This window comes from Bacteroides sp. RTP31139st1_H2_RTP31139_211217 (assembly GCF_040227615.1).
GTDB classification, from domain to species: Bacteria; Bacteroidota; Bacteroidia; order Bacteroidales; family Bacteroidaceae; genus Bacteroides; species Bacteroides uniformis.
Genome location: NZ_JBCNZM010000044.1, coordinates 25,380 through 33,477 on the forward strand (window position 1 = coordinate 25,380; position 8,098 = coordinate 33,477).

Annotated in this window: 6 protein-coding genes; all 6 read left to right on the forward strand. The window is 43.6% G+C overall.

Features of this window, described 5'->3' with window-relative positions:
• Positions 1 to 549, forward strand: a 549-nt coding sequence (locus tag ABUA47_RS09590; RefSeq protein ID WP_349831565.1) for a LamG domain-containing protein, incomplete at its 5' end; no start/stop codon positions are given.
• A gap of 25 nt (positions 550 to 574) precedes the next feature.
• Positions 575 to 2,215 (forward strand): glucoamylase family protein, encoded by a 1,641-nt coding sequence (locus tag ABUA47_RS09595; protein ID WP_022402167.1) that lies wholly within the window; start codon positions 575 to 577, stop codon positions 2,213 to 2,215.
• Between the two features lie 10 nt (positions 2,216 to 2,225).
• On the forward strand, positions 2,226 to 3,542 hold the full coding sequence (locus tag ABUA47_RS09600; RefSeq protein ID WP_009037668.1) for a glucoamylase family protein: 1,317 nt from the start codon (positions 2,226 to 2,228) through the stop codon (positions 3,540 to 3,542).
• A 55-nt stretch (positions 3,543 to 3,597) separates the two neighbouring features.
• Positions 3,598 to 4,449: an endonuclease/exonuclease/phosphatase family protein gene (locus ABUA47_RS09605; RefSeq protein ID WP_035447142.1), complete on the forward strand. Its 852-nt coding sequence runs from the start codon at positions 3,598 to 3,600 to the stop codon at positions 4,447 to 4,449.
• Positions 4,450 to 4,671: 222 nt separating this feature from the next.
• Positions 4,672 to 6,246 (forward strand): sulfatase, encoded by a 1,575-nt coding sequence (locus ABUA47_RS09610; RefSeq protein ID WP_005834483.1) that lies wholly within the window; start codon positions 4,672 to 4,674, stop codon positions 6,244 to 6,246.
• A 58-nt stretch (positions 6,247 to 6,304) separates the two neighbouring features.
• Positions 6,305 to 8,029 carry a family 43 glycosylhydrolase gene (locus tag ABUA47_RS09615; RefSeq protein ID WP_039160361.1) on the forward strand — a complete coding sequence of 575 codons (1,725 nt, stop codon included), beginning with the start codon at positions 6,305 to 6,307 and terminating at the stop codon, positions 8,027 to 8,029.
• Positions 8,030 to 8,098 lie beyond the last annotated feature (69 nt).

An 8,098-nucleotide genomic window follows, 5' to 3' on the forward strand; every position in this document is an offset into this window, starting at 1 on the left:
ATATTGGAAAATAACATGCCCACTATCGGTGATTTGACTGTAGCTTTCTGGATGAGAACCACTAAGAATACTTCTGCGCAAGGTTTGTTCTCTATCCCTAACTCTATTAAATTCTGGGGCAACTTCGACATCTTCTTGGAGAATAATAATAGCGAGACTCAGGCATTTTTCAAGGTTCATATCTTCAATCAGACAGCAAAAGAGAATGATGAAAGATGGGTTGAGGCAAAAATAGATGATATTTTTGGTAGCGAATGGGTGCATCTGGCTTTTGTGTATGATGGCAATACTTCTACCATTACTGTTTATCGTAATGGTGAGGGTGTCTTTACCAAAGAATTGCCAGATTGTGGGAAATTGAAGTTTAATAATGTAGGCGCTTCTTTGGCTGTTGGTGCATTTCAGTTCAGCACTACTCCGAGTCTTACTTCGGGTGCAGGAGCACAAACCTGGGCAAAGAACTTTCCCGGTCAGCTTGATCAGTTCCGCTTATATGACAAGGTGTTGACGGCAACCGAAATTCAGAGTATTTACTCTGGAAAAGAATGAAGCTACACTTTAATCTGATGATAGGATGAAAGTATTATATTTCATAGTATGTCTTTTGTTGGTTGCGTGCAGTGGTGATAATCAACCTGAAGTGAATCAGCCTTTCGAGTTGAAGAATATCATTGTGGGTGACCAACAAAACCAACAGACATTTGAGAATGTTGCTCCCAATGTAGCCATTGTTTTGGAGTTCTCGGATGCTGTAGATGAGGCTTCAGCCCGTAACAATATTGCTTTGAAACATGAGGAGCTTCCTGTAAGCTGCGATTATGAGTTCCTGCAAGAGAAAAAAGTATCGGTGACTCCTAAGGGAGGCTTTAAAGTCTTGTCATCGTATAAATTGATTGTCAATCCGGGGGTGAAATCCACTTCCGGGACACTGCTTTCCAATGGCAAGGTTTGTATGATTAAGACAGGAATGGATGATACAGACAAGTTTGAGCGTATCCCTGATGAGGACTTGTTGACATTGGTACAGAAGCAGACCTTTAAGTACTTCTGGGACTTTGGGCATGAATATTCCGGAATGGCGCGCGAACGTACTACTTCGGGCGATGTCGTTACTACCGGTGGTACCGGCTTTGGCGTGATGGCCATGCTGGTAGCTGCTGAACGGGGCTTTATTACCCGTCAGCAAGCTGTTGAACGAGTGCAGAAGATAGTTACTTTTCTTGATAAGGAATGTACGGCTTATCATGGTGCTTATGCACATTGGATAAATGGCGCAACGGGAGCAACCAAACCTTTCAGTGAGAAAGACAACGGTGCCGATTTGGTTGAGACATCCTTGTTATTTCAAGGTTTGCTTGCCGCTCGAGCCTATTTCAAGGAAAATACGGAAGTAGAAAGCAGGTTGCGTGCCGACATAACCCGTCTTTGGGAAGCTATTGACTGGACTTGGTTCCGGAAAAATGGTGAAGATGTACTATATTGGCATTGGAGTCCCGATTACGGTTTTGAGAAGAACCTGGCAATAAGAGGATGGAATGAGTGTCTGATTACTTATATACTTGCTGCTTCGTCTCCAACACATGCTATCGATAAAGTTGTATATGAAGCGGGCTGGGCTAAAAATGGAGGAATCAGGAATGGAAAATCTTATTATGGCATCACTCTTCCTTTAGGTTCGGATAAAGGGGGACCGCTGTTCTTATCTCAATATTCTTTTCTAGGCATTAACCCACAAGGACTGGAAGACCAATATGCCGATTACTGGATGCAAAATCGCAATCATACGTTGATTAATTACAATTATTGTAAGGAAAATCCTAAAGGATATACGGGTTATAGCGCTTCTTGTTGGGGGTTGACGGCAAGTGACGGCGATACGGGATATTCAGCTCATTCACCTACTAATGATAAAGGGGTCATTGCTCCAACAGCTGCTTTGTCTGCATTTCCTTATACTCCGGAGGAGTCAATGGAAGCGCTGCATTTCTTCTATTATAAGATAGGAGACAAACTTTGGAAAGATTATGGTTTTATAGATGCCTTTAATTTGACGGCAGATTGGTACGATACTCAGTACATAGCCATTGACCAAGGGCCGATAATCTGTATGATAGAGAATTATAGAACAAGTCTCCTTTGGAATTTATTTATGTCTATACCGGAAATCCAACAAGGACTGAAGAAGCTTGGCTTTCAGAGTCCGTGCTTAAACTAAAAGAATGATTATGATGAGAATATTAATATATTTGATACTTTTGCTATACCCTTTTAATTTGATTTCGGGACAGAAAAAGCAGAAGCGGCTTTCTGACGACGAACTTATGACCCTCGTTCAGAAGCAAACTTTCCGTTACTTTTGGGATTTTGCCCATCCTGAATCCGGATTGGCGCATGAACGGAGTAACGGTGGTGCCGAGACAGCTACCATTGGTGGGTCGGGATTCGGAGTGATGGCTATCATTGTCGGCATAGAACGCGGGTTTATCACCCGTGAACAAGGTGCTGAACGTATACTGAAGATTGTTCGTTTCTTGAGCGACAAGAATACCGACAGTTATCACGGCATGTGGGCACATTGGATGAACGGTAAAACCGGTAAGACCATTCCTTTCAGCCGTAAGGATGATGGAGCCGATATTGTAGAATCCGCTTTCATGTTCGAAGGTTTGTTGGCTGCCCATCAGTATTTTATAAAGGATAATCCGACGGAAAACCGTATCCGGGGAATGATTAATAATCTGTGGCGCCAAGCAGAGTGGAATTTTTTCACTCAGGGGCAAGATGTGATGTATTGGCATTGGTCACCCTATAACGGGTGGGCGATGAACCATCAGATTAAAGGTCATAACGAGTGCCACATTATTTATATTTTAGGTGCGTCTTCTCCTACTTATCCGATTGCCGAGAGTGTTTATCATAAAGGCTGGGTCAATGCGAATACTTTTCTGAATGGTCGGGAGTATTATGGCATCAGGCTTCCTCTCGGAAACGATAACGGTAAGGGCGGTCCTTTGTTCTTTACTCATTACTCTTACATGGGGCTTGATCCGCATGGCTTGAAGGACCGCTATGCTGACTACGAGGAACAAATGAAGGCCCATACCTTGATTAACCGTGCCTATTGTATCGACAATCCGAAGGGATATAAGGGTTACGGTGAGAAATGCTGGGGATTGACAGCCAGTGACGGTGATAAAGGCTATTCGGCCCATAGCCCCGGAAATGATCGCGGCGTGATTACGCCTACTGCGGCCCTTTCATCCATCCCTTATACACCGGAATATTCTTTGGAGGCCATGCGCTATTTCTATGAAGAACTGGGTGACCGTCTTTGGGGTGAATATGGGTTCAAAGATGCATTTAATCTGACTGAGGATTGGTTTGCGCCTTCGTATCTTGCCATTGACCAGGGACCGATTATTGTGATGATAGAGAACTATCGCACCGGTTTAATTTGGAAGCTTTTCATGAGTCATCCCGATGTACAGAAGGGATTGAAGAGATTAGGCTTTACGTCTCCTTATTTGAATAAGGCTGATTAGGTTTGGCAGGATTTGATTTTGGTAAATTTTATATAGATTAAAAAGGATTATAACCATGAAAAACGTGCTTTTCAATAGTGTATTGGTTGCTTTCGTATTGCTTGTCGCCTCGTGCGGCAAGCAACCGGAAGCTAAGGTGGAGGTGATGTCGTTTAATATCCGTCTGGATCATGTAGCGGACAGTATGAATAACTGGAAATACCGTAAGGATAATGCAGCACAGATGATTGCTTATTATGCTCCGGACATTGTGGGCATGCAGGAGGTGGTAAAGAATCAACTCAATGACTTGAAGGAGCGTCTTCCTCAATATACTGCCCTTGGCGTAGGTCGTGCAGATGGAAAAGAGAAAGGCGAATATTGCTCCCTTTTTTATAAGACAGAGCGTTTTGAGCTTTTAAAGAACGGAGATTTCGGACTGAGTGAGACTCCCGATTCCATCGGAAAGAAAGGCTGGGATGCGGCATGCGAGCGTATCGTGACTTGGGCTGTGTTGAAAGACAAGGTGAGTGGCAGGAAAGTAGCTGCTTTCAACACCCACTTTGACCATGTAGGTGAGGTGGCACGTCGAGAAAGCGCTAAGTTAATACTCGAGAAGATAAAGCAAATAGCGAGAGAGCTTCCGGTAATTATCACTGGAGACTTTAATGGAACGGTAGACTCCGAGCCGGTCACTATATTGACGGAAGGTGGAATGAGGAACGCTTGTTCCACGGCAAAGGTCGTTTACGGACCGACATGGAGCTTTCATGACTTCGGACGTATTCCGGTGGAGAAGCGCAGGCTGATAGATTTTATATTCGTAAATGCTTCTGTAGAGGTGGAGCGTTACCGCACAGTTGGCGATAAGCCGGACAATGGCTATCTTTCCGACCATGCTCCCGTATTGGTTACTTTGAAACTGTAAAGAGGCACTCGTCTAATTCTATTCTGCATTATTTACAAATCATAAGGGCTCAAGAAACACTTGTATACTGAACTTGATTCAGTCGTATAGTGAATGCCATTCAGTCGTATACTGAATAGGGTTCAGTCGTATACTGAATGCACTGTATTCTAACTGTACTGATAATCAGTAAATTATAAAACGGTGTTACGCCTTTGATAAATTACAACAAATAATGAATACATGAAAAATAAACTATCCTGGGGAATTGCCTTGTTGCCCTTTGTTCCTTCGGTTTGGATGCAAGGACAAGAACAGAAACAAGGAATAGGAAACAGGCGTCCTAACATTATTTTTATCATGAGTGATGACCATGCCCGACAAGCAATGAGTATATATGGACATCCCATAGGTAAAATAGCTCCTACTCCCCATATTGACCGTATTGGGCATGAAGGGGCGGTATTTCAGAATAATTACTGTTGCAATTCCATTTCCGGTCCCAGTCGTGCAGCCATACTGACTGGTAAGCATAGTCATAAGAATGGTTTTATGAGGAATGGAAATAAAGGATTTGACGGTTCGCAGCAGACACTGCCGAAGATATTGCAAGCAAACGGTTATGAAACAGCCATTATCGGCAAGTGGCATCTTGTTTCAAAGCCTACCGGGTTTGACCATTGGATGATTTTGAATGATCAGGGAGATTATTATAATCCGTATTTTATTACCGAGGGAGATACCACTCGGCATAAAGGATATGTAACTGACCTCATCACTCAATATTGTGAAGACTGGATGAGTGGGCGCGAGGATAAGAATAAACCTTTTTTCCTGATGATGCATCACAAAGCCATTCACCGTAATTGGGTGCCTGCCGAACGGCATTATCATTTGTACGAACACACGCAGTTCCCTTTACCCGACAATTATTATGATGCATACGAAGGACGTTATGCGGCACAAATGCAGAAGATGAATATATACCGTGATATGTACGAAGGTCACGACTTGAAGATGGTTGCGGGTATGAATAGCGACAGTCTGCTATTCGACCCGTGGCCTCATGCTTTTCTTGGTACGATGGAGCCGGATGAGCGCCGCCGTTTTATGGATGCCTATCGTGAACGGAACAATGAATTTTATTCGAAACAGCGTACTTTCAAAGAGGTGGCAGAATGGAAATATCAGCGTTATTTGCAGGATTATATGGCTTGTGTGGCAAGCGTGGACGAGAGTGTAGGAGAAATATTGGATTATTTGAAGCGTACCGGATTGGATAAAAATACGATTGTCGTTTATACTACAGACCAGGGGTTCTATCTGGGCGAGCACGGTTGGTTTGATAAACGTTTTATGTACGAGGAGTCTTTCGGTATGCCGATGGTAATGAGCTGGCCGGGACATATTAAGCCTGGAACGCAGGTAACAGGATTAACTCAAAATATTGATTTCGCTCCCACTTTTCTCGATATGTGTGGAATTGAGATTCCTGAAGACATGCAGGGAGTGTCATTTCGTCGGTTGGTAGAGGGAGAAAATACTCCACGAAACTGGAGGAAGTCACTTTACTATCACTATTATGAATTCCCCGGTTTTCATAGTGTCCGTGCACATTACGGTGTCAAGATGGAGCGCTATAAATTGATGCATTTTTATGTGGATGACAAGTGGGAACTTTATGATTTGAAGGAGGACCCGGCAGAAATGCATAATTTGTATGGTGAAAAAGGGATGGAGAAGGTTGCTGCAGAATTGAAAGCGGAACTTGCCCGCCTGCAGGAAGAATATGATGTTCCTGAATCTCTGTGTAAATAATGGTGCATATTTCGTGATGTATAAATGAATATTTAGAAATATAAATGTGGATAATATGATGAAAAGATTAAGTGGTCTGGTGCTGCTGTTGTGTTTGGCGAATTTCCTTTCTGCACAGGACATGCGTATGGATACTTATTGTAATCCTTTGAATATCGATTACACGTATATGATTTATAATTCGGATAAGAGTATCTCCTACCGTTCCGGTGCCGATCCTGCCGTGGTGGAGTTTCGGGGTGAATATTATATGTTTGTCACCCGTTCACACGGTTATTGGCGTTCCAGGGATTTGCTGAACTGGGAGTTTGTACGTCCGGGCAGGAACTGGTATCCGCAAGGGTGTAATGCTCCGGCGGCACATAATTACAAAGATTCGGTACTTTATGTGACCGGTGATCCTTCCGGTTCCATGAGTATCCTTTATACGGATAATCCGGCTTCAGGAAACTGGGAAGCTGTTCCGGCAATTTTGCATAATCTGCAAGATCCCGATTTGTTTATTGACGATGACGGTAAAGCGTATATGTTCTGGGGTTCTTCCAATGTGTATCCTATCAGGGGAATGGAACTGGACAAGAAGCGGCGTTTCATCAAGAAGGGAGAAACGAAAGAACTCTTCAATTTGGATATGCCTAAACATGGCTGGGAACGTTTCGGTGAAAACCATACGGATACTGTATTGGGCGGATATATTGAGGGGCCTTGGCTGACGAAGCATAATGGGAAATACTATATGCAATACGGTGCTCCGGGAACGGAATTCAATGTCTATGCCGATGGTGTTTATGTGGCCGATTATCCGATGGGGCCTTATACTTACCAAAAGCATAATCCGGTGTCCTACAAGCCGGGTGGTTATATGAACGGTGCCGGACATGGAAGTACCGTGCTTGGTCCTGGGGGGCAGTATTGGCATTTTGCTTCGATGTCACTCTCTATCAATGTGAATTGGGAACGTCGCCTTTGTATGTTTCCGGCAGGGTTTGATAAAGATGGCATTATGTATGTAGATACCCGTTTCGGAGACTATCCCCGTTATGCACCTGCCGTACCGGGCAAGGCTGGACAGTTCCGTGGCTGGATGTTGCTCTCGTATGGCAAGCCGGTGACGGCTTTTACTACAAAAGACGAATTTAAGGCAGATGCCCTGACGGATGAACTGACTAAAACTTTTTGGCTTGCCGAGGCTAATGACGAACGGCAGTGGGTGATGATTGATTTAGAGAAACCTGCTGATGTGTATGCTGTTCAGATAAACTATCACGATTATCAAAGTAATATGTACGGTCGCTACGAAGGACTCCATCACCGTTATCTCATCGAAGGTTCTCTTGATGGTGAGAATTGGGATATATTGGTGGACCGTAAGGAAAGTTATAGGGATACTCCGAATGATTATGTTGAACTGGCATTACCCAAGTCTGCCCGTTATATCCGTTATAAAAATATAGATATACCGACACCGAATCTGGCTATATCTGAACTTCGCGTCTTTGGATTGGGTACGGGGAAGGCACCGCAACAACCCAAAAAGTTGGTACTTGACCGCCAAGCAGACCGTCGTGACATCTCCATCCGTTGGGAGGCTGTGAAAGGTGCACAAGGTTACAACATACTTTGGGGCATTGCACCGGACAAACTTTACAGCTCTTGGATGGTTTATGATAAGACTGATTTATTGATGAAAACCCTTACTGCTGATCAGGATTATTATTATTGTGTGGAGGCTTTCAATGAAAATGGTGTATCTTTACGTTCGGAAGTTAAACATGTAAAATAAACACATAGCGAAAAAGTAAATTTGGGCAGAGCGTAGCGAATTAGCTGATAGAGCGTTCGTTACGCTTTG

Bases quoted from the DNA above. Each gene is read 5' to 3' on its own strand.
- ABUA47_RS09595 (WP_022402167.1), top strand. From the start codon at position 575: ATGAAAGTATTATATTTCATAGTATGTCTTTTGTTGGTTGCGTGCAGT.
- ABUA47_RS09600 (WP_009037668.1), top strand. From the start codon at position 2,226: ATGATGAGAATATTAATATATTTGATACTTTTGCTATACCCTTTTAAT.
- ABUA47_RS09605 (WP_035447142.1), top strand. From the start codon at position 3,598: ATGAAAAACGTGCTTTTCAATAGTGTATTGGTTGCTTTCGTATTGCTT.
- ABUA47_RS09610 (WP_005834483.1), top strand. From the start codon at position 4,672: ATGAAAAATAAACTATCCTGGGGAATTGCCTTGTTGCCCTTTGTTCCT.
- ABUA47_RS09615 (WP_039160361.1), top strand. From the start codon at position 6,305: ATGAAAAGATTAAGTGGTCTGGTGCTGCTGTTGTGTTTGGCGAATTTC.